Genomic DNA, 19,265 nt, shown 5'->3' with positions numbered 1-19,265 from the left:
CCGTCGTAAGTGCGTGGACTACTGTCCAAGGTATTCGCTGACGTTCGACTTGTCGACAATCACTGAAGGCGTTTCGGTCCAGCCGCCGGGGTACACGCCGTTGAGGCAGTCTATGGCAACCTGTAGCGCGACCTTGCCCATCTCAACCGGTTGGGTGTTGACGGTCGATGTGATGCGGCCCTGTGCGATGGCCTCTAGGCCTGCTGGGTCACCGTCGTTGCCCGCGATGATCACATCGCTGCGGCCGAGCGCCTGAGCGGCCGCAGCGGCTCCGAGCGCGATGTAGTCGTTAGCCGTCACGACCATCGTGACTTCAGGGTGTGCCTGCAGGAGGTCCATCATCGCTTTGTTGCCGGTCTCGACGTTCCACTCGGTAGGCAGTGACGTGACGATCTCCATGCCGGGCTGTTCGGCGAACGCATCGAGGAAGCCACCGATACGCTCAGTAGAGTGGTAGCCGGGCAGGCCTTCGAGCACGCCGACCTTCGCCTTGCCGTCGACAAGGCCTATCAGGTACTGGCCCTCTTCGAAAGTTCCGCCGCGTTGTGAGTAGCCGACGACGCCGTGCACAGGGGTTGGGAAGTCGGCGATGTCGGAGTTCACGATAATGATTGCGATGCCTTGTTCGACGGCGCGCTGCACGAGAGGGGCGGCGGCGTTCTCGTCGTGCGTGGAGAGAATGATCGCGTCAACGCCCTGCGTAATAGCGTCTTGAATCATCCCCATCTGCCCGGCGATATCAGAGCCGCTCTGCGGCGCCAACATGAAGGTATCGACGCCGCGCTCCGCCGCCAGCGCCTTGATGCCCTTCCCGATGTCCATGTAGTAATTGAACTCGGTGGCCGGGGGCATGTAGGCGATACGGATGCTGTCTCCTGGAGCCAGGCCTTGGCATGTGGCCTGGGCACCTTCGGCCAGGGGCACCGGTGGGAGTGCATTACCGGGGGGCATGTACGACTGGGCCATGACGAAGCCCAGGATGAGCATGACGTTGAGTACGAGTGAAATTCTCTTCATTGGTACATCCTTTCAGCGCAATTGCAGCGGGTTGACGGGGCTAACGGACGCAAGCTGAGTCGAGCTTTGGACGGCTAGGGTCTGTGCTTCCAAGGGGCCTCCTTTCGCGGCTCAACGGATGGTGCCCTGCGCATAGCCGGCCTCGTCGGCGTCGAGGAGTGCGCGGACGTCTTCCGCTCGCAGCACGGCCAGATCGAACATTAGTGTCTGAGCGAGACGCGTCGAGGCATCAGCGAAAGCGATTGCGCTTTCGAGCGCACCCTCACCACCGTCACCCTGCAGAAGGCTCGCGTAGAAGCCAGCTGTCCACGCGTCGCCACCCCCCAGCCGGTCCAACACTCGGATCGGTCGAGGCGTCTTCGAGCGGGCAAAGCTGCCGTCCGCACGCATGGCGCAAGACTCCCACAGGTGCTCGGTGAAAGACCGGGGTTGCCGGAGCGTAACCGCGACGGTGTCCAAGTCGAAACGCTCTAGGACGCGCAAGCAGAAGTCGTGTAACTCGTCGTCCTCCGGCGCTGTGAGCCCTTGTTCAAGCACGTCTTCGGGCGCCTTGGTGGCAAAACCGATGGCAAAGTGCTGCGCCATGTCATATGGGGACGTCATCAGGATGTCCGTGTGGTCCACAAGCACACCCTCAAGGACGCCGCGGCACTCCTCCTTACTCCACAGCGTCGATCTATAATTGAAGTCGAGTCCGACCGCGCACCCCTCTGGGCGTGCCGAAACGGCCTCCTCGAACGCAGCGAGAAGCGGATTATTGGCCAGTCCGGCGTGCGACGCAAGGCCGAACGTAATCCCAGAGGTGTGCAGGATTCGCGCGCTCGACAGTAATTCCTTCCAGGCGACCTCGCCCGGCCCGAGCCGCGCAGCGGCCGAGCCGGCACGCTGGTACCAGCCGTAACTTGGGCGGGGCTCGCGACCGAGCTCGTAGAGGTAGCGGCCGATCGGCTCCCAGGCCGGCGCCCAGACGAAGCCCGAGACGTCGACATCGTGAGCCCGGGCGATGTCGCGAATCATCCAGCCGTACGGGTTGTCCGGTAGGCGGGTGACATAGGCACTGGGGACACCCAGGCGTCGGGCGAGCAGCGCGACGGTGTACTCGCTCCCCGACGGGGACACGAAGACCTCGCGGGTGCTTTCGAGCCGCTGCAGGTCGCGCGGTGTGTCACGGATCATGACCTCGCCCAGCGCGACGATCTGCGGCGTCACCGGGTTCGTGGGCGTCGTCACCAGGGCTCCCGCGGCGTAGACAGGAATTCCGGTCCTTGGGCGCCGACCGCCACGATGTCTTCGATCCGGATCCCGCCGGAGCCGAAACGGTAAACGCCGGGCTCTACGCTGCTGACCATGCCTTCCTCGAGTGGTTGGTCTGCGCCGGGGGCCAGAAGCGGCTCGGACTCGTGGTAGCGAAAGCCAATCCCGTGCCCGGTAATGTGTGGAAAGTGGTCGAGCAGACCAGCGTCCTTGAAGACGCGGCGAGCCGCCTCGTCAGGCGCCGACCATGGGCGGCCCGGTCGCATCTGGTCGGCAGCTTCCTGCTGTGCCCGGAGCACGGTGTTGTGGAGTCCTCGTTGTTCGGCGCTCGGCTCCCGTCCGGCAATCGCCATGTAAGTCAGGTCGGCCCAGTAGCCATCGACGACAACACCGAGTTCAACCATGACGAGGTCCCCCTCCCGAATCCGATACGCCGTTGAGGGCACGAGCAGGACTGCTCTGGCGGAGTTGTGGGGCCCAGCGGATACCTCGGCTGACGCGCGTACCAGACGCGCGCCGTCGTGGCCGGGTCCTTCGGCGCGGATCGCGTGTTCAATCATGGCGCCGAGCTCGATTTCGGTCATTCCCGGCTCCAGCTCAGCTAGGAATCGCTGCATGCCGATCTCGGCAATGCGGTTGGCGTTGCGCAGCTTGGCGAGTTCGTACGTACTTTTGACCTTGCGAGCGTCGATAACGGCAGGCCTGCAGTCCACGAGTGTGGCGGAGGGAAAGACCTCGGTCAACGCAGCGTTCCACGGCGCGGCCGGCACGATAGGCTCAGCAGCGCGGTAGCTGGACCCCACCACCTCAAAAGATTGCTCGACTCCTATGCAAGCGGAGGAGAGGCCACGCTCGTCACGGATGCGCGACAGGCGCTCGCGTACCTCCTCGTACAAGTCACGGTCCTTCACGAGCGACCAGCCGAACACCTCGACGTCGGCCCAGTCGGGGTTCGCATAGGCAGTCTCGATCTCCGGGATCAGCAGGTGCGCGCGTCCCTCCTGCTCGAGCACCGCGATGGACACTCCGTGAATCGGCCAATGCTCGCTGAGGAAGACGACGTTCTCGGGCAGGCGGCAGACTATCGCGTCCAGACCGTGGTGACGCATGCTCGCCTGGAGCCGGCGGATCCGTGTGAAGGGGTCGGTCACGGGCGCACCTCCTCCGGCGCTCCACTGGCGGTGCGTTGGGGGTTGCTCGAAACGAAACCCAACTTCATTGAGACCTTGGCTGCGGTGGCTAGTGCCGCGTGAATCACGGCCCAGTTCTCTTCGAGTGGTTCCATTCGGTTGGCGGGTCCAGTTACGCTGATCGCAGCCTGAATTCCACCGTTCCTGCCAAAGACGGGAACAGCGACGCAGCGGACGTCGGGCTCGTGCTCCCCCGAGTCAAATGCAAACCCCCGCTCGCGGATGGTCATCAGTTGGTCCATGAGCTCATCGACGTCGGTAATGGTGTTCGGAGTGAAGCGCTCGAGGGCGCCATGCCCTCTCTCGACTAGGCCACGCACGTAATCCGGGTCGGCATAAGCAAGGAGCGCCTTGCCGAGCCCAGTGCAGTAAGCGGGGAGGCGCCCGCCGACGCTAGACTCCATGAACCCGATTGCGTGGAGGCCCGGCAGTTTCTGCAGATACACCACATCCGATCCGTCGAGCACGGCCAGATGTACGGTCTCGCGTACGTCGTCGCGCAGGGCTTCGAGGTCAGGCGCGGCTAGCCGAGAGAGGGCGTTTGCCGCCTGGAACGACTTCGCTAACTCAAGGCAGGCGAGGCCAAGCGTGTACTTGCCGCTCTCCTCGTTACGCGACAAGTAGCGGTGAAACTCCAGCGACGCGACCATTCGGAACGTTGTGCTCGTATTGAGGCCGATCGCCTGGCTGATCTCGGTGAGGGTGAGCTCGGTGCCCTCGGCAAGCAGCTCGAGCATGCGGAACGCCCTGTCCAGGACGCGGATGTTATAGCGACCGTCGGATCCGTGAGGCGTGGCGCTCATGGGGTGACCCCGGGGGCCGTCGACGGGTCACTGCTGTCGACTCCCGCCGTGCCTCGTGTTAGGCGCGGAGCGTAATCGACTGCTCGGTGGAGTTCCTCAACTGCCTTTGCGATCTCGAGCATACCGCGGCTGCAGTGAGTCGAGCTGGGCACCAGGCCGCTCCCGGCGCTCAACTCGTCCGCAATTGCGGCAAGGGATGCAGCCTCACCAACCGCGTCAACCTGGCCGGCCTCGGCGAGAGGATTTCGCTCAAACGGCACCTTCAGCGGCTTCAGACCCCCAGTCCCATTGAGATCCAGCTGGACCACCTCCGTCCGCCTCGCTCCCGCACTCCGCCCAAAGCCGCCTTCCGAGAGCGTGAATGCTCCAGGCAACTTGGGAGCCCGGAGAGCGAGCGCAGTCTCGACGGTCAGCTGGCTGAGGCGGCGTGCAAGCATGAACCCCGAGCTTGTAGCGAGCACGCCGTCCGCGTCAGACGCACCGACAACGCTTTCGGCGCGAATCGACGAGCGGTGGTGAGTTGTTGCGTCGGTCATGATTCCCTAGGTGCTGCCCGCGCTGATCAATCGACGCTGGGATTCTGCACAACACATTTTCACGTAATGAAAACTACTTTTGGTAGATAAAAAGTAGCATAATGGTCGGTGCCTGTCAATGAGCAGGCGTGGGCATCCGTTGAACTGGCCCCAGAAGGAGTCGAGCATGACCAAGATGATTGAACCGAACGCCCGCGTCGATCGCGAACTGCTTGGGAAGTTGGTTGCGCTTAAGGGCGTGCTGAGCATTTCGTGCGTGATGACCGACGCTCAGGAACGTGAAAATGTGATGCACCCTGACATCAAGTTCCGGAGCGTGAACAAGCCGTTCATTGGCCATGCGCTCACGGTGAAGCTGACGCCTGGCGACATTGTTGACTGCCTGGACATCTTTGAAATCGCTGAGCCGGGCCAGGTAGTGGTAATCGACGCGTTTGGGGAGTCAAGTACTTCGATCTGGGGCGGACTCATGTCCGGCCTGGCGTGGGCTGCGGGCGTCGTGGGCGCAGTCGTAGATGGCTCTGTCCGAGACACCGACGAGTCGAAGCTCCTCGACTTCCCGATTGCCTCACGCCACGTCAGCCCACGTGCGGCGCACACCGCGTACTCTGGGCGCCGTGAGCCGATTCGGATCAACGTGCCGGTCGTTTGCGGTGGAATCATCGTTAATCCGGGAGATCTAGTCGTCGCCGATGAGATCGGTGTAACGGTCGTGCCCCAGCAGGATTGGGCAGCGGTCTACCCGCGCGCCAGAGAGCAGGCCGACGCGGAAGAGGCTGCGCGGAAGGCAATCCTCGAAGGAGCGACAGTCGAAGAGTTGCTTACCCGGTTCGGACGGATATGAGCGCGTGCGGTACCGGTGACACTTGCCGATGTCGCTAATCCTGTAATCTCATGTCGGAGGTTCCTATCCCCGCAGGATTTGGAACCTCCACTCTCTAACCAAGAGCCGTCCCATCACAACCCGGACTCATACAGGCGGCCTAACTATCCTCGCCAAACTCCCACATCGCCTCACGGTGCAGGTCACACAGCGGCACGATGCAACCTGCAGGCGCCGCCACCGGAACCCGATCCAATAGATACACGGGCTCCTCGAGCTCGTCCGACAACAACCCCGCGATGATTCGATGCGCGATGAAGATTTCCTCCAGCGGCAAGCCCATTATGCGAACGCAAATGTGATTGGCTGACGGCTTGGCTCTCGCCTTGAGACTCTAGGCAATTGCTCATGAGTGGTCGCGGGAGATGATTTGCCGCACTAGTTCAGACACGGGCCCAGTTTACCAGCGTCCACGGTCTCCTGCGGCGTGGCGCCGTCTGAGGTGGGTGCGGGCCAACTCAGCTGAACCCGTTCCTCTCCACGCCCGGAACTAACCGAATGACAGCGGCTGCGCGCCATGGTGCAGCTCACCACTGGAGAGGCGCCGTGCCACATCCCAATATTGAAGGCGTGTGGGCGACGACCGGCCGAAGGACTCATTCAAGCCTGTGTTGAAGTGCGCTGGGCTGGACAGCTCTATTAGGCTCCCCGATCTGTGCAATGCTCGCGCGACGCTGCTAATGGCTATGGGCATAAACCCCAAAGGAGTTGGCGAGCGTATAGGGCACGCGAACGCGGCTATCACCCTTGACGCTTATGGCCAATGTCCTGCCTACCTGCCGAGAAGAAGGTGCGGAGCGCCTCGATAAGGTGCTTTATCCCGGTAGGAGTGCAAGGCCCCCGCATAGCCAACTAGGCCACCGCGGTACCCACCTAGCATCCAAGGCAACTGTCCGCAAGCCGATAGCATGCGGCAGGAACTCTGTCCTCCAGGGAATTGGTGCACCAGGAAGGATTCGAACCCTCGGCCTACCGCTTAGAAGGCGGCTGCTCTATCCCCTGAGCTACTGGTGCGCGCTACCCCGGCGTATGAAGTGGAGCGGGAGACGGGATTCGAACCCGCGACTTACAGCTTGGAAGGCTGTCGCTCTACCAACTGAGCTACTCCCGCTCGGCGTCGGACTACGCCCGTGCCCGTCGCGCTGCGCGAGAGGCCTCGCGGTGGGCGAACGGTGGTCGGGGCGGCCGGATTCGAACCAGCGACCCCCTGGTCCCAAACCAGGTGCGCTACCAGACTGCGCTACGCCCCGACAACGGCGGTACCGGCAGCCGTAATCACGGCCGGCAGCGGACGGAGTATACCCGGTAGCGCCCGCCCCGCGCTACGAGCGCCCTTGCGCCGCCCCCTCAGTCAACTTCGCTCAGCGCGAGGCTCACCCAGGCGCTCATCTCAGCCGTGAGGCCGAGCGCCGTGGCGCCGGTCAGGTCGTACCAACCCAGCCCCTCCTCGCCCGTCCGGAGCAGGCCATCGTAGGGTTCCGTTGGCCGCGCCAGGTAGACGAGGTCCACGTGCTGGTGCCCCGGGCCGATGTCCTCGAGTTGAACCCCGCGTGGGCGCGTGAGCTGCCGTGGGCCGGGCGCGTCTATTGGCGGTCGTCCGATGAGCCTGACGGCTACGCCCGTCTCCTCCAGCACCTCGCGCACGGCAGCGTCGTCGGGCACCTCGTTGCGTTCGACGTGCCCGCCGGGCGGCAACCACAGCCCGAGCTTCCGGTGCTTGTGTAGCAGCACACGATCGCGCCAGACGACGAAGACGCTCACCGCCAGGTCGCGGGTCAGGGCGGATGGGCTTTCAGCCCCGGTACCGGCACTCAAGTGAGCTTCACGAGGCCATCACGAGTTCTATGCCCTGTGACCTCGCACCCACGACCTCGCCATAGAGGGCGTGCGGGGTGGCGCTCGTCACCGCTACCTCCGCCAGCCCCATGCTCGTGACGCTCTCGGCCGGCACCAGCACCGTGTGGTTCTGATCGGAGTGCCCCACGGCGTAGCGCGAGTCGCGGCCCAGGTCCTTGACCAGCACTCGTAGCCTCGTGCCCACCAGGGCCTCGTTGGCCTGCAGGCTCCGGGCCTTCTGCCGCTCGATGAGCCGCTGGAGGCGCTCGACCTTCACCTCGCGCGGCATGTCGGTGAAGTGCTTGTAGCTGGGGGTGCCCGGCCTGGGGGAGTAGAGGAACATGTACGCCTGCTCGAAGCTCGCCACCTCGCAGGCCTGCAGCGTGGCGTCGAAATCGTCCTCGGTTTCACCCGGGAAGCCGACGATGACGTCGGTCGAGATGACGACGTTGGCCACCTTGGCGCGGATCTCCCTGACGATGTCGAGGTAACGCTCGATCCGGTACTCGCGCGCCATGCGCCTGAGCACGCGGTCAGAGCCCGACTGCATGGGCAAGTGGATGTAGTTGCAGACGTTCGGGTGCCCCGCTATCACGTCGATCAGGTCGCTGGTGAAGTTCATCGGGTGGCTGGTAACGAACTTGACCCGCGGGAAGCCGACGTCGGCCACCAGGCGCAACAGCTCGGGGAAGCTGGGCTTCGCCGGGTCGTCCAGGCCGTAGGAGTTGACGTTCTGGCCGAGGAGCGTCACCTCCTCCACGCCGGCGGCGCGCATGGCCTTCGCCTCGGCCAGGACGCTCGTCAGCGAGCGTGAGACCTCGGGCCCGCGCGTGTCGGGCACGATGCAGTAGGTGCAGTGGTGGTTGCAGCCACGCATGATGGTCAAGAACCCGGCCAGGCCGGTGGGTGGGGGCGGGAGCAGGTCGTGGAGTTCCGGTTCGAAGCCGAGGCGCTGCACCATCTCCCTCTCGCCGCCGCGCATCGAAACGTGCTCTTCGAGTGCGGCGAGCAGGTCGGTGATGGCCCCCGGACCCACCAGGAGGTCGACGCCGAACTTGGTGGCTATCTCGCGGCCCTCCTCGAGCTGGGCGAGGCAGCCCATGAGCCCCACCGTCACGTCTCGGCCCTCCGAGCGTTGCCGGCGCAGGTCGCCTAGGACGCTCACCACCTTCTCCACCGGCTTGCCGCGCACCGCGCAAGTGTTGAGAAGCAGCAGGTCGGCGTCGGCGGGGTGCGTCACCAACTCGTGCCCGCCGGCCACCAGCTCCGACTGGATGGTGTGCGTGTCGTACTCGTTCATCTGGCACCCGAAGGTGATCACGTGCGCTCGCAACCCTGCCGCCTCCCTCGCGTTCTCGCTCCTAGCGGAAGACCAGTGCCCCGGTCAGTACGAGGAGCAGACTGCCGAGCGCTAGCAGGGAACCCAGCATGAACCCCCGTGGGAACCACTTCCTGACCGCCGGGACTGCGCTGCTGAAGATGAGCAGCACGGCTAGCAGGAAGAGGTAACTGGCCACCTTGACCGTCGTCTCGAGCACCCGGACCTCCGCGCCAAGGATAACGGAAGCGGCGCGAGCCGCGCGGCGGTAGTACCATCGGGCATGGCCGCCGACTTCCGTGAAGCCGTCCTACGGGTGGTCCGCGCCGTGCCCACGGGCAAGGTGACTACCTACGGCGAGGTGGCGCTGCTGGCTGGGAAGCCCAACAACGCCAGGCAGGTCGGGACGGTGCTCTACGGGCTGCGTGACGCCGATGGCGACGTGCCGTGGCAACGCGTCATCAACGCTTCCGGCGGCATCTCTACTTACAAGGTGGGCAGCGGCGAGTTGCAAGTGGCGCTGCTGCGCTCGGAGGGCGTGGAAGTGGTAAACGACCGCGTCGACCTCAAGCGCTATCGCTGGTTGGGCGAGGTGCCCGGCCTCAAGTAGACCGTCCGCATAATGCAGGTGCTTCGATCAGCATCTGAGCCTTTGTTCCACTTGCAAAATGATGGCCCGCATTTACTGGGCTCTGCGGGCGGGTCAAAAGCAAGCGTGCAATGCGCTATGAGCATGTAGGAGAGGGCGATCGCGGCGTGTTCAAACGAGGCGCCGTGATGGTAGACACGTAGGTTTAGAGTTGCTAGACTACACTTGGAGGTTAAGAACGGGTGTCGATTCCCGGTTTCACTCCCAGTGGAGTTCTCCCGCCTGGGGATTACGAGGTGACGTTCGAACAGCTTCGAGAGTCCGTCCTCGTGCGCGGCACACGAGAGGTCACGCTCGATGGGCCATGGCGCATGTACCTCATCGACCAGGCCGAACGGATGGTCAGGCAGTTGTGGGAGGTGGGCATCGAGCAGATCTTCCTCGACGGCTCCTTCGTGGAGGCAAAAGCGCACCCGAACGACATAGACGGCTACTTTCATGTCGACCTGAAGTACTACGCCTCCGGCCAATTACAAGATGGCCTTAATGCGCTCTACCCTCACTTCCCGGGTTTGATCGCTCTTCGTGACCAGAACGGTAATGCCCTTCAGTTCCCCGCCGCCTTCCGAGTCAGGAGAGACACGAACGAAGCCAAAGGCATCGTCAGAATCGTGAGGGCGTCCAAAGCAGACCGTGACCCAGATAAGGAGGACCAGAAGCCATGATCAGGACGGAAGCTGAATACACGCGCGCCAAAGAACGCCTAGGAGGCGACAAGGACTACCTTGAGCAACTCAGAACCGCATTGGGACAGGCGAACTTGAGCGAAGACGAAATCATTCGCGCTATGCAACCGGCGCTCTCTTTTCACGCGCAGCTCGTCGAAGAGGTCGAAGCGTACGAGCGCATGCGGCGCGGCCAATTCGATTCGCTCAGCAACCTGAGTGGAATCGGCCGTTGGTTGATCGGTTTACGCATCTACCGGGGGTGGACGCAAAAGCAACTCGCTGACTTCTTGCAAGTGAGCGAAGCGCAAGTCTCGAAGGACGAGCGCAACGAATACCACAATGTCAGCACCGAAAAAGCGCAGCGCATCCTCCAAGCCCTTGGCGCCAACTTCAGCATGCGAATCGAGGAGGTGACGCGCGATCAGCGCGAAGTAACCAGCGTGCGATAAGCCAGTGCGAAAACGCAGGGCCAGAACCGCCAGGTCGAAACCCTCGAGTAAGCCCCCTCCCGCGACAGCCGCCGCATAATCCGCGGTTCTCAAGCCAACCGCTGCTCAAGAGCCCGCTACCCGAAGTGCAGGGCATCGCCCACATAGTAAGCGAAGACCCGCTTGTGATACCTGCGGCTCAGCAGGCCCACCCTGACCCGTGCCTCGACGAAGTACCCGCCGTGCTCGCGCAAGTTCTTGGCCTGCCAGGCCAGCGCGGGGACGGCGAACGACAGCAGGCCGAGGACGTCGGCCAGTATGTTGGCTTGCAGGCTCTCGTGAGGGGTGTCGGGAAAGGGCGCTATGAACTTCGCCGTCACGCTCGTCAGCCTGCGGCCCCGTAGCCTGGCGTTGCTCAGGAGGACGTCGTGTTCGAGTTCGCGGCGCTCCATCTCGAACCCCTCCCTCGTCCTCTGGTAGTAACGGTCGGAGAGCGCCACCTTCACGAAGACGTTGCCGACGGTCTCGTAGGGCACGAGGCGGACCTCGGCCTCGAGCATCTCACCGGTGCGCACCTGCTGCGGCACCACCAACTCGACCTCGTTGAAGATCCGCTGCCACAAGGCGGTGAAGATGGAGGACACGGCCGCGCCACCGGCCCCGACTATCTGGGCGAGGAGGAAGAAGTTCCCGATGGCGTTTCGCGCGAGTGGCGAGAGCCACAGGATCAACCCTAGGAGCGTTACCGCACTCCACATGAGCCCGAGCCAGAACGCCGGCAGCCGCGTTAGACGCGGGCGGTAGGGGAGGTCGAGGGGCGGGTCGTCGGTGATGCGGCGGGCAACGCCGCACGCGTCGCAAGTGACGCCGGCCAGGTTGACCTGCCCACAGGCTGGGCAGGTCCAGCCTACGCTCGGGGTGGCCACGTCGGACATCCGAACCAGCATAAATCCGAGGCCGGCCGGAGCGATGCGAATCTTTTCGTAAGATGGCGTCGTGAACGACCCGTTGGTCGACCTTGCTGCAGCGCTGATCCGTGCCCACAGCCCATCGGGCCGAGAGGGGCCCGCCACCCGCGTCCTCATGGACGCCTTCTACGATCATGGCTTCGACGAGGCCCGAGTGGACGAGGTCGGGAACGCCATCGGCGTGTTCAGGCGAGGTGACGGCCCGACGCTGATGCTCTGCGGGCATCTCGACACGGTGCCGCTCGGCGCCGAGGAACGCTGGCCCCACCCGCCCCTGAGCGGCGTGGTCGAGGGTGGGCGGTTGTGGGGCCGTGGTGCCTGCGACATGAAAGGCGCCCTCGCGAGCATGGTCTTCGCGGCGGCCGACGCGGCGGCGTCCGGCTTCCGCGGCACCCTGATCGTCAGCGGCGTGGTGCAAGAGGAGGTTGGCGGGCTCGGAGCGCGGCACCTGGGCGCCACCCTCGACTACGACGCCGTCGTCCTGGGCGAGCCGTCGAAACTCAGGCTCATGCTCGGGCACCGCGGCTGCACCGTGGTCGAGGTCGTCTTCCCGGGCGCCATCGCGCACGCAGCCAAGGCGTCACTCGGGGAGAACGCACTGACTCATGCCGGGCGCTACCTGGTGGCGCTAGAGGACCTCGAGCTCCCGAGCGACCCGGTCTTCGGCGGCTCGAGCGCAACGCCAACCCGCCTCACGAGCTTGCCATCCGATTCCTCGAACGTGGTTCCGGGTGAAGCGCGGCTGACGGTCGACTACCGTTCGCTGCCCGACGAGAGCGCTGCGGCGCTGGTGGCGCGGTTGAGAAGCATTGCCGAGGACGAACGCATCTCGGTGAGCGTAGCCCAGGACCCCCAGCGTGGGAACGGTCAAGCCTCTCTGCGCACGGCGCCCGCCTACCTGGTGGACGCCGGCCTGCCCGTGGTCGCTACGGCGCGAGCGGCGTTCACACGCGCCCTCGCCCGCCACGGGCGCACGCTCGCGGAGGGCGTCTGGTGGTTCTGCACCGACGCGCCCCACCTGGCGCAGCGCGGAGCCCCGGTCGTGGGGTTCGGCCCGGGCGAGGAGGAGCTGGCCCACACCAACAACGAGAGCATCGAGGTAGCCGACCTGCACGCGGCGCGTGACGCCTACCGCGAGTTCGCGACCGCCTACTTGACCCCGCTCGAGAGCGTTGGCGTCGGCCGCGGGGGCGGGGCCCTAGGGCTGAAAGGAACAGCATGAAAGGCACGACCGTGACCATCAACGGCGACCCTTGGACCATCGTGGACGTCGCGCCCGCCGCGCCACTCGCCGAGATGGTCGCCGCCATCTTGGAGGACGAGGGCCTGGTGTCCATGGTCCGTGGCGCCGCCATGCTCAGCGACGTCTTCTCCCACCTGGGTTCCACCAGCGTCGGCGCTAGCTTCGTCCTGGTGCCCGAGGCCGATGCCGAGCGGGCGATGACCCTCATCGCCGAGACGGTGACCGACTACGAGGGCGACGAGTTGGACGAGTTGCTCGAGCGCATGGCCGCGGGGGAGGTGCCGGAAGGGTTCGACCCAGGCGAGAGCGAGGACGACCTGGCGTTGGAAGACGGGGCGGACGACGAGTAAGGTAATCCACCAGGCCGGCCCCGCCAGGTCGGCCAGCGACCGCCGCCGTAACCGCGCCGCCTGGGTGAGCCTAGGGGGCGCCGCCATAGTCCTGGTGCTCAAGTTCGCGGCCTACCTGGTGACCGACTCGATCGGTTTCCTCTCCGACGCGGCGGAGTCACTGGTGAACCTGGTGGCGGCCGCCGTGTTGCTCATCGCGCTGGCCGTGTCGGAGGCACCACCCGACTACCGCCACCCTTACGGCCACTTCAAGGCGGAGTACTTCTCGAGCGTGCTCGAGGCCGCCCTCATCATCGTCGCGGCGGGCGCCATCGCCTGGAACGCCTGGCAGCGGCTGCTGCACCCCTCCGCCCTCACCAACGTGGGCGTGGGCGTGGCGGTCTCGCTGGTTGCCGCCGTGGCCAACGGCCTACTCGCCCTATACATCTTCGGGGTGGCGCGGCGCGAGAACTCCGCCGCCCTCAACGCGAACGCCAGGCACGTCCTAACGGACGTCTACACGTCGCTAGGGGTCGTCCTCGGGGTCCTCCTCGTCGGCGTCACCGGCTGGCACGCCCTCGACCCCTTGATCGGTCTGGCGGTGGCGGCCAACATCGTGTTCGTGGGCGTCAACGTGATGAGGCGGTCACTGTCGCGGCTGCTCGACGAGCGCCTGCCCGAAGCCGAGGAGGCCCTCATCCTGGACGTGCTGGAGGCCGCGCCCGAGGTACTGGGCTTCCACCGCCTGCGGACCCGCACGTCCGGCAGGGCGCGCTTCGCAGAGGTTGACGTGTTCGTAGCGCCCAAGATGACGGTCGAGGATGCTCACGCGCTGGTCGGGCGCCTGGAGAAGGCCATCCACGCCGACCTCGAAGACCTGGTGACGACCTTCCACGTCGAGCCCTACGTAGAGGGGTTGCGGGACAAGGCCGTCTCCCCGAAGGACGAATTCGATGAGGGCCGGGGCGCCTGAGCTGGGGCGTGCCTCAGCCAGATCGAGCCCGAACTGTGGACGTTTGAGTCAGGGAACCCGTCGGCTACGAGGCTCCTAGACCCACGCGACCGCGCGGCGGCCGTGAGACCGCGTTGCTGTCGGGATCGAGGAAACGCAGCGGGGCGGCGGCCCACGCTTGCGCGTAGGCCACTCCGACCCGCGCCGTCACTTCGGTGCGCCTGGGCGCCGGGCCGGCATGCAGGGTGATGGGCGGCGCCAGGAGCGAAGCGCCATCGTGCCGGCGGCCTATGCCGAGTGCACGGGTGAGCTTGCCCGGACCGGCGCCCTCCGAGGCGTCCAGCACCTGCCCGTCGTCGAATAGCTCCACCCCCCTGACCAGGACCGCGTGTGGCACGCCCCGCGGCTGACACACCACGTTGAACAGCTCATGAACGCCGTACACGAGGTAGACATAGGCCGTTCCCGGCGGGCCGTAGAGTGTCCGCGTCCGCGGGGTAAGGCCGCGCGAGGCGTGGCAGGCGAGGTCGTCCTCGCCGAGGTAGGCCTCGACTTCAACGATGCGCCCGATGCGCTCGACGTGCCTCATGCGCTCGGCGTGTCCGTCACGCTCGGTGTGCCCCATGCGCTCTGCGTGTCCGGTACGCCCTGCGTGTCCGGTACGCTCGGCGCGCCCGCCAGACTCTTCATGCGCGTCGCCGCGCACCACCATGAACGCCCCTAGCAGCGCGCGCGCCACCGTGTCGGCCGGGCGGTCATAGAACGCTCGAGGCAGCGGCGGGCCCAACTCATGCCCGACCGGCGGTGGGTTGCCTGGTGTGTGCATCCCCAGCAATCTAACGCCCCCTCCGCCGTTCGCCGGTCGCGGCCCGGCTAGGGGGCCGTGGTACGCTCGAGCGAACTCGGCGGCACGCAACATAGCGTGCGACCGCCCGAACTCGGCACCACACCAAGACCACGGATCCATGAAAGAGGAGAGCATGAGTTACCGTCACATCAAGGTCCCAGACGGGGACCGCATCGTGCTGCAAGACGGCGAGCTACACGTCTCGAACCGCCCGATCGTCGCCTACATCGAGGGCGACGGCACCGGCCCCGACATCTGGCGCGCCTCGCAACGCGTTCTCGACGCGGCCGTCGACAAGGCGTACGGCGGCAAGCGCAGGATCGCCTGGATGGAGGTATACGCCGGCGACAAGGCCAACGAGGTCTACGGCGAGCAGGTTTGGTTGCCCGACGAGACCGTCGACGCCATCCGCGAGTACCTCATCGGCATCAAGGGCCCGCTCACCACGCCAGTGGGCGGTGGCATCCGAAGCATCAACGTCGCCATCCGCCAACTGCTCGACCTCTACGCCTGCGTGCGGCCCGTACAGTACTTCACCGGAGTACCGAGCCCCGTCAAGCGCCCCGAGGACGTAGACATGATCATCTTCCGTGAGAACACGGAGGACATCTACGCCGGCATCGAGTTCCAAGAAGGCTCCGAGGAGGCCAAGCGGTTCCTCGCAGTGTTCGAGCGCGAGTTCCCCAAGTCGTTCGCCAAGATCCGCTTCCCCGGAAGCAGTGGGATCGGCATCAAGCCCGTCTCGCGCGAGGGCACGGAGCGCCTCGTGCGGGCGGCCTTCGAGTACGCCATCCACAACGACAAGCCCTCCGTCACCCTCGTGCACAAGGGCAACATCATGAAGTTCACCGAGGGTGCGTTCCGCGACTGGGGCTACGAGCTCGCCGATCGCGAGTTCGGAGCGCAACTGCTCGATGGCGGCCCCTGGCGCACGTTCAAGAACCCCATCAGCGGCAAGGACATCGTCGTCAACGACATGATCGCCGACGCCATGTTGCAACAGGTATTGACGCGCGCGAGCGAGTACGGCGTCATAGCCACCCTCAACTTGAACGGCGACTACCTGTCGGACGCCCTGGCCGCGCAAGTGGGGGGCATCGGGATTGCCCCGGGCGCGAACATCAACTACGACACCGGCCACGCCGTGTTCGAGGCGACCCACGGCACCGCGCCCAAGTACGCGGGCCAGGACAAGGTGAACCCGTCGTCACTCATCCTGTCGGGCGAGATGATGCTCAGGCACATGGGGTGGGCCGAGGCCGCCGACATGGTGCTCCACTCGGTAAGCAAGACCATCGGCCAGAAGCGCGTGACGTACGACTTCCACCGCCTCATGGAGGGCGCGACGCTGCTCAAGTGCAGCGAGTTCGGTGAGGCGCTCGTAGAGAACATGTGAACCGGCGGCCCGCCCCCAAGCCGGCTCGGGCTCGGACGGCCTGCGTTCAGGTGACCCGGGCTCAGACCACCCGGGCTGTGCGGCCGTCCCAACCGCCGTACGCGTAGAACTTGCCTGGCACCCTCTCGCGGAGGTAGGTGACGAGCGGGTCCCGCAACGGCGCTATGGGGACGATGGTCGCCACTTCCTCCACGGGGAAGAAGCGCGCCTCCACGATGAAGCCGTCGGGGTCGCGTGGGTTGAGCAGTCCCTTGTACTCCGCCACGAAGGCGAACGACACGGCGCGGTCGTTGCGGCGGCGGTCCTCCACGTGTACGGCGTAAGCCAGGTGCTTGACGGCCGTGACCTCGAGCCCGGTCTCTTCCAACACCTCGCGGCCCAGGGCGTCGAGCGTCGACTCGCCCCGCTCCACCACGCCCCCTGGAAGCGTGTAGCGCACGCGCCCGTGCCCCTGCCAGTCGTTGCCTACGAGTAGTACTCGACCCATAGGGTCGAGCAGTATGGCCGCGGCAACGACGAACTCACGCCGCGCCACTGATCCGGTCGGCGAAGGCGTCGCCGCCGGCCTTGGCGGCTTCGAGTGACGCCCTCGTCTGCTCCTCGGCCTGCAGCGCCGCCGTGAGCTCTTCCAGGCTGCCACCCAGCACGCCGCTGAGGTCGTGCGTCGTGAAGTCTATGCGGTGGTCGGTCACGCGCGACTGCGGGAAGTTGTAGGTGCGGATGCGCTCCGAGCGGTCACCCGTGCCGATCTGCACTAGCCGCGCCTCTCTGGCCTCGCTCATGGCCCGCTGGCGCTCGCGTTCGAGCAGCCGCGCCCGCAGCACCGTGAGGGCGCGTTCCTTGTTCTTGATCTGCGACTTGCCGTCTTGGCAGGTGACCAGGATCTCGTCGCTCTCGCCAGGGTGGTAGGTGATGCGCACCGCCGAGTCCGTCGTGTTGACCGACTGGCCGCCGGGGCCGCTGGAGCGGTAGACGTCGACGCGGTAATCGTTGGGGGAGAGGTGCACGTCCACGTCGTCCGCTTCGGGCAGCACGGCAACGGTGACGGTGCTCGTGTGGATGCGTCCTTGGGACTCGGTGGTCGGCACGCGCTGCACGCGGTGCACGCCCGACTCGAACTTGAAGGCCCTGTACGCCCCGCTGCCGGTCACGCCGAACGACACCTTGGTGAGACCGCCCACCTCCGTGGGGTGTGAGTCGAGGAGCTCGGTCTTGAAGCCCAGGTCGGCCGCGTACTTGAGGTACATGCCGAGCATCTCGCGGGCGAACAGCGAGGCCTCGTCGCCCCCGGCCGCTGCCCTGATCTCGACGATCACGTCTTTGTCGTCGTACGGGTCGCGGGGGGTGAGTAGCACGTCGAGTTCGTTGCGGTGAGCCGCCAGGGACTCCTCCAGCAGCTCCGCCTCGCTCTCGGCTTCTGCCCGGAGTTCCGGGTCGCTTAGGAGCTCTTGCAAGTCGGCCAACTGCGATTCGAGCGACTCCACCGTGGCGGCGGCGTCGACGATCTCCTTGACCTCGCTGTAGCGGCGCATGGTCTTGCGGTACCCGGTGGGGTCGGACAACAACCCCGGGTCCGAGAGGCTGCGCTCCAGCGTCTCGAGCTCGTACTTGAGGGCCTGAATTCTCTCTGTCATTGAGTCAAGTGTACTCTCGGCGTCGCTGCGCGGCGGATTACGCTTCACTCATGACCTATATGAACCGGTCAGTATATGCGATTGTCCTCTATCGTGTTGGTCCACTACCTTACGACTAGACCGGTCGGTGTAGCCCTGGCGATCGCCAGACTCCGCGGTAGCACCGCGCCAATCTTCCCATCCTGCAGGTCCAATGCCCCGGCCCCGCTGCAGTGAACGGGCAACCCCACCAGGGTGTCGCGGAGGGCCTGCCTCATGACGGCCACGCCGGTCTGCGGGATCTGGAGTGCGAGGAGTTGCTCGAACGCCGCCTCCAGTAGGTCGAGACCGCCTAGCACCGGAGCGGCCGCCAGCGCCTGCGTGGTGCTGCCGGTGGATGCCTCGATCCTCGCCGCGTCGCGCGCTGCGGCGCCCGCGCACGTGCCCAGCGCGCCGCCCTCACGCTCGCCTGGTAGTACGGTCGCGGTGGCGCTGCCCGGCCGGACGACCGCGGCAGGAGGAACCGGGAACAGTAAGTCGGCCACCGAGCGCCACGTGGGGGGTTGACCGCCCGGGTAGAGGGTCGCGGCGCGGGCGTAGACGTCGCCCTCGTAACCGCGCCGCTCGAGAGCGTCGGCAGCGCGCGCGATGTCGGTGGCGGCGCCCCAGACGACTACGGCGCCCGGGCGCTTGCTGGCCACCAGCAGCGCCTCGGGGGTCACCTCAGACTGCGACTGCGGGTACCGGGTGTCGCTCACCACCGCGATGCCCACCAGCCGGGTAAGCGCCTCGAGGTCGCTGGCCGCCGCTTCGGTGATGGGCAGGTCGGGCGCAATGATGGCGATGGAAGTACGGCCGCGGCGGTAGGCGTCGGCGACTATCGCGGCCATGGCGTCCGTGTCGGTCGGGGTCAGGGTGAACGCCCAATATGCGCTGCCTGACGTGTTCAGCCAGGCGCTTGGGGCGAGGAGGGTGACGCCCGCTGCTTCGACGAGCTCGGCAACGGACTTGGTGGACGCGGGCGTGGTGCAGCAGACGATGGCCAGTGCGCCCGCATCGACCTGTGCCTGGGCCTGCGCCACCGCACCGTCCACGCTGCCGCCGTCGTCGGCCAACAGCAGGCGCACGGGGACGCCGAACACGCCGCCCGCGGCGCGCAACTGAGCAGCCCAGCCGGTAGCCACGAGGGTTTGGGCCGCACCGGCTGCGGTAGCGCGTGAGGTGATGACGCCAACGATGAGTTCGTTGGCGCCGAGGGCATGAGGTGTCGCGAGTAGCGCCACGAGTAGCGCCGCTAGGAGTAGGACCTGTCTCAATGGGTTCACCGCCTGGGCC

The 19,265-nt window shown here is 65.7% G+C and carries 22 protein-coding genes and 3 tRNA genes; 8 read left to right on the top strand and 17 right to left on the bottom strand.

Annotation, left to right across the window (positions count from 1 at the left end):
• Positions 1 to 18: 18 nt before the first annotated feature.
• From ROY82_06805 to ROY82_06785, 5 genes are all read right to left on the bottom strand, one after another.
• Positions 19 to 1,017 carry a sugar ABC transporter substrate-binding protein gene (locus ROY82_06805; GenBank protein ID MDT3682168.1) on the bottom strand — a complete coding sequence of 333 codons (999 nt, stop codon included), beginning with the start codon at positions 1,015 to 1,017 and terminating at the stop codon, positions 19 to 21.
• A gap of 111 nt (positions 1,018 to 1,128) precedes the next feature.
• Positions 1,129 to 2,247 carry a sugar kinase gene (locus ROY82_06800; protein ID MDT3682167.1) on the bottom strand — a complete coding sequence of 373 codons (1,119 nt, stop codon included), beginning with the start codon at positions 2,245 to 2,247 and terminating at the stop codon, positions 1,129 to 1,131.
• Positions 2,244 to 3,422 carry a Xaa-Pro peptidase family protein gene (locus ROY82_06795; GenBank protein ID MDT3682166.1) on the bottom strand — a complete coding sequence of 393 codons (1,179 nt, stop codon included), beginning with the start codon at positions 3,420 to 3,422 and terminating at the stop codon, positions 2,244 to 2,246. The genes ROY82_06800 and ROY82_06795 overlap by 4 nt, the downstream gene beginning before the upstream one ends.
• Complete coding sequence (locus ROY82_06790; GenBank protein MDT3682165.1) at positions 3,419 to 4,264, bottom strand: IclR family transcriptional regulator; 846 nt, start codon at positions 4,262 to 4,264, stop codon at positions 3,419 to 3,421. Before ROY82_06790 ends, ROY82_06795 begins: the two co-directional genes overlap by 4 nt.
• Positions 4,261 to 4,800: a hypothetical protein gene (locus tag ROY82_06785; protein ID MDT3682164.1), complete on the bottom strand. Its 540-nt coding sequence runs from the start codon at positions 4,798 to 4,800 to the stop codon at positions 4,261 to 4,263. Before ROY82_06785 ends, ROY82_06790 begins: the two co-directional genes overlap by 4 nt.
• 166 nt (positions 4,801 to 4,966) lie before the next feature.
• Here ROY82_06785 and ROY82_06780 point away from each other — a divergent pair, with 166 nt between their 5' ends.
• Positions 4,967 to 5,644 (top strand): hypothetical protein, encoded by a 678-nt coding sequence (locus ROY82_06780; GenBank protein ID MDT3682163.1) that lies wholly within the window; start codon positions 4,967 to 4,969, stop codon positions 5,642 to 5,644.
• 139 nt (positions 5,645 to 5,783) lie between these two features.
• Here the strand turns inward: ROY82_06780 and ROY82_06775 are convergent, their stop codons facing one another.
• From ROY82_06775 to ROY82_06745, 7 genes are all read right to left on the bottom strand, one after another.
• Positions 5,784 to 5,966 carry a hypothetical protein gene (locus tag ROY82_06775; GenBank protein ID MDT3682162.1) on the bottom strand — a complete coding sequence of 61 codons (183 nt, stop codon included), beginning with the start codon at positions 5,964 to 5,966 and terminating at the stop codon, positions 5,784 to 5,786.
• A gap of 655 nt (positions 5,967 to 6,621) precedes the next feature.
• Positions 6,622 to 6,697: transfer RNA gene (locus ROY82_06770), tRNA-Arg, on the bottom strand.
• 21 nt (positions 6,698 to 6,718) lie between these two features.
• Positions 6,719 to 6,794 (bottom strand) — tRNA-Gly (locus ROY82_06765).
• A 62-nt stretch (positions 6,795 to 6,856) separates the two neighbouring features.
• Positions 6,857 to 6,933 (bottom strand) — tRNA-Pro (locus ROY82_06760).
• Between the two features lie 97 nt (positions 6,934 to 7,030).
• Positions 7,031 to 7,498, bottom strand: a complete 468-nt coding sequence (locus ROY82_06755) for an NUDIX domain-containing protein (GenBank protein ID MDT3682161.1) — start codon at positions 7,496 to 7,498, stop codon at positions 7,031 to 7,033.
• A gap of 7 nt (positions 7,499 to 7,505) precedes the next feature.
• Positions 7,506 to 8,840: a tRNA (N6-isopentenyl adenosine(37)-C2)-methylthiotransferase MiaB gene (gene miaB, locus ROY82_06750; protein MDT3682160.1), complete on the bottom strand. Its 1,335-nt coding sequence runs from the start codon at positions 8,838 to 8,840 to the stop codon at positions 7,506 to 7,508.
• Positions 8,841 to 8,880: 40 nt separating this feature from the next.
• Positions 8,881 to 9,057, bottom strand: coding sequence for a hypothetical protein (locus ROY82_06745; protein ID MDT3682159.1), 177 nt, complete (start codon positions 9,055 to 9,057; stop codon positions 8,881 to 8,883).
• Positions 9,058 to 9,120: 63 nt separating this feature from the next.
• Between ROY82_06745 and ROY82_06740 the strand changes: the two genes are divergently transcribed.
• The 3 genes from ROY82_06740 (at position 9,121) to ROY82_06730 (ending at position 10,603) form a co-directional block, all read left to right on the top strand.
• Positions 9,121 to 9,447: an MGMT family protein gene (locus ROY82_06740; GenBank protein ID MDT3682158.1), complete on the top strand. Its 327-nt coding sequence runs from the start codon at positions 9,121 to 9,123 to the stop codon at positions 9,445 to 9,447.
• Positions 9,448 to 9,722: 275 nt separating this feature from the next.
• Positions 9,723 to 10,151 carry a hypothetical protein gene (locus tag ROY82_06735; protein MDT3682157.1) on the top strand — a complete coding sequence of 143 codons (429 nt, stop codon included), beginning with the start codon at positions 9,723 to 9,725 and terminating at the stop codon, positions 10,149 to 10,151.
• Positions 10,148 to 10,603, top strand: coding sequence for a helix-turn-helix transcriptional regulator (locus ROY82_06730; GenBank protein MDT3682156.1), 456 nt, complete (start codon positions 10,148 to 10,150; stop codon positions 10,601 to 10,603). The genes ROY82_06735 and ROY82_06730 overlap by 4 nt, the downstream gene beginning before the upstream one ends.
• Positions 10,604 to 10,719: 116 nt before the next feature.
• On the opposite strand, the gene ROY82_06725 is transcribed toward ROY82_06730, so the two are convergent.
• Complete coding sequence (locus tag ROY82_06725; protein MDT3682155.1) at positions 10,720 to 11,517, bottom strand: hypothetical protein; 798 nt, start codon at positions 11,515 to 11,517, stop codon at positions 10,720 to 10,722.
• A gap of 61 nt (positions 11,518 to 11,578) precedes the next feature.
• On the opposite strand from ROY82_06725, the gene ROY82_06720 reads away from it, so the two are divergent.
• Genes ROY82_06720 through ROY82_06710 form a run of 3 tightly spaced genes read left to right on the top strand, consistent with a single transcriptional unit; the run spans position 11,579 to position 14,095 of the window.
• Positions 11,579 to 12,772 carry a M20/M25/M40 family metallo-hydrolase gene (locus ROY82_06720; GenBank protein MDT3682154.1) on the top strand — a complete coding sequence of 398 codons (1,194 nt, stop codon included), beginning with the start codon at positions 11,579 to 11,581 and terminating at the stop codon, positions 12,770 to 12,772.
• Positions 12,769 to 13,143 (top strand): DUF2007 domain-containing protein, encoded by a 375-nt coding sequence (locus tag ROY82_06715; GenBank protein ID MDT3682153.1) that lies wholly within the window; start codon positions 12,769 to 12,771, stop codon positions 13,141 to 13,143. The genes ROY82_06720 and ROY82_06715 overlap by 4 nt, the downstream gene beginning before the upstream one ends.
• A 4-nt stretch (positions 13,144 to 13,147) precedes the next feature.
• Positions 13,148 to 14,095, top strand: a complete 948-nt coding sequence (locus ROY82_06710; GenBank protein ID MDT3682152.1) for a cation diffusion facilitator family transporter — start codon at positions 13,148 to 13,150, stop codon at positions 14,093 to 14,095.
• A 64-nt stretch (positions 14,096 to 14,159) separates the two neighbouring features.
• Here the strand turns inward: ROY82_06710 and ROY82_06705 are convergent, their stop codons facing one another.
• Positions 14,160 to 14,900: a DNA-3-methyladenine glycosylase gene (locus ROY82_06705; GenBank protein ID MDT3682151.1), complete on the bottom strand. Its 741-nt coding sequence runs from the start codon at positions 14,898 to 14,900 to the stop codon at positions 14,160 to 14,162.
• A 154-nt stretch (positions 14,901 to 15,054) separates the two neighbouring features.
• Between ROY82_06705 and icd the strand changes: the two genes are divergently transcribed.
• The gene (gene icd / locus ROY82_06700; GenBank protein ID MDT3682150.1) at positions 15,055 to 16,317 is read left to right on the top strand and encodes an NADP-dependent isocitrate dehydrogenase; all 1,263 of its coding nucleotides are present in this window, start codon (positions 15,055 to 15,057) and stop codon (positions 16,315 to 16,317) included.
• A gap of 61 nt (positions 16,318 to 16,378) precedes the next feature.
• Here icd and ROY82_06695 read toward each other — a convergent pair whose 3' ends face one another.
• The 3 genes from ROY82_06695 to ROY82_06685 all read right to left on the bottom strand — a co-directional run bounded on the left by ROY82_06695 (position 16,379) and on the right by ROY82_06685 (position 19,255).
• Positions 16,379 to 16,852, bottom strand: coding sequence for an NUDIX hydrolase (locus ROY82_06695; protein ID MDT3682149.1), 474 nt, complete (start codon positions 16,850 to 16,852; stop codon positions 16,379 to 16,381).
• Positions 16,839 to 17,951, bottom strand: coding sequence for a peptide chain release factor 1 (gene prfA / locus ROY82_06690; GenBank protein MDT3682148.1), 1,113 nt, complete (start codon positions 17,949 to 17,951; stop codon positions 16,839 to 16,841). The genes ROY82_06695 and prfA overlap by 14 nt, the downstream gene beginning before the upstream one ends.
• A 104-nt stretch (positions 17,952 to 18,055) precedes the next feature.
• Positions 18,056 to 19,255 carry an ABC transporter substrate-binding protein gene (locus tag ROY82_06685; protein ID MDT3682147.1) on the bottom strand — a complete coding sequence of 400 codons (1,200 nt, stop codon included), beginning with the start codon at positions 19,253 to 19,255 and terminating at the stop codon, positions 18,056 to 18,058.
• Positions 19,256 to 19,265: the final 10 nt, after the last annotated feature.

Origin of the sequence: Truepera sp. (genome assembly GCA_032027045.1) — a bacterium.
Classification (GTDB): Bacteria; Deinococcota; Deinococci; order Deinococcales; family Trueperaceae; genus JAAYYF01.
The sequence above is the reverse complement of the archived record's forward strand: the minus strand, read 5'-3'. Positions and strand labels throughout refer to the sequence as shown.